The organism is Aliiglaciecola lipolytica, from assembly GCF_018860635.1.
Taxonomy (GTDB): domain Bacteria; phylum Pseudomonadota; class Gammaproteobacteria; order Enterobacterales; family Alteromonadaceae; genus Aliiglaciecola; species Aliiglaciecola lipolytica_A.
On sequence record NZ_JAHKPT010000001.1, the window covers coordinates 1 to 1,143 of the forward strand.

The 1,143-nt window shown below is 44.3% G+C and carries 1 protein-coding gene; it reads right to left on the reverse strand.

The features are described 5' to 3' along the window. Positions 1-96 precede the first annotated feature (96 nt). Positions 97-1,143 (reverse strand): elongation factor Tu (gene tuf, locus KO530_RS00005; protein WP_216046343.1); only part of this gene is annotated, 1,047 nt, incomplete at its 5' end.

Below are 1,143 nucleotides of genomic sequence, written 5' to 3' on the forward strand. Positions count from 1 at the left end.
AAGGCCATGCTACAAATATTGTAAATACAAATCGCAGGCACAAAAAAAGCCGCTCTAAGAGCGGCTTTTTAAATACTTTTGTACTTTATCTCGCTATTAAGCGATGATTTTTGCTACAACACCAGCACCAACAGTACGGCCACCTTCACGGATTGCGAAGCGTAAACCTTCGTCCATCGCGATTGGGTTGATTAGCTCAACTTTGAATTTCAAGTTGTCGCCAGGCATTACCATTTCTACACCTTCTGGTAATTCTACTGCACCAGTGATGTCCGTTGTACGGAAGTAAAACTGTGGACGATAGCCTTTGAAGAATGGAGTATGACGACCACCTTCATCTTTAGACAATACATACACTTCAGCTTCAAACTGGGTGTGTGGAGTGATTGAACCAGGCTTAGCCAATACTTGACCACGCTCTACGTCATCACGTTTAGTACCACGTAGTAGTACACCAACGTTTTCACCTGCACGACCTTCGTCAAGCAACTTACGGAACATCTCTACACCAGTACAAGTTGTTTTCGTTGTATCTTTGATACCAACAATCTCAACTTCTTCACCTACTTTGATGATACCTTGCTCTACACGACCGGTTACTACTGTTCCACGACCTGAGATTGAGAATACATCTTCAATTGGCAAAATGAACGGCTTATCAATTGCACGCTCTGGCTCTGGGATATAGCTATCTAGTGCTTCTGCAAGCTCTATGATTTTTGCTTCCCATGCTGCATCACCTTCCAACGCTTTAAGCGCTGAACCTTGAATTACTGGTAAGTCGTCACCTGGGAATTCGTATTCTGTTAGAAGTTCACGTACTTCCATTTCTACTAGTTCCAACAACTCTTCGTCGTCAACCATGTCACATTTGTTCATGAATACGATCATGTAAGGGATACCAACTTGGCGACCCAACAAGATGTGCTCACGTGTTTGAGGCATAGGACCGTCAGTTGCCGCAACAACCAAGATTCCGCCGTCCATTTGCGCAGCACCAGTGATCATGTTCTTAACATAATCCGCGTGTCCTGGGCAATCTACGTGTGCATAGTGACGCTTAGGCGTGTCATACTCAACATGTGAAGTTGAGATTGTGATACCACGCTCACGCTCTTCTGGAGCGTTATCGATTTGATCAAA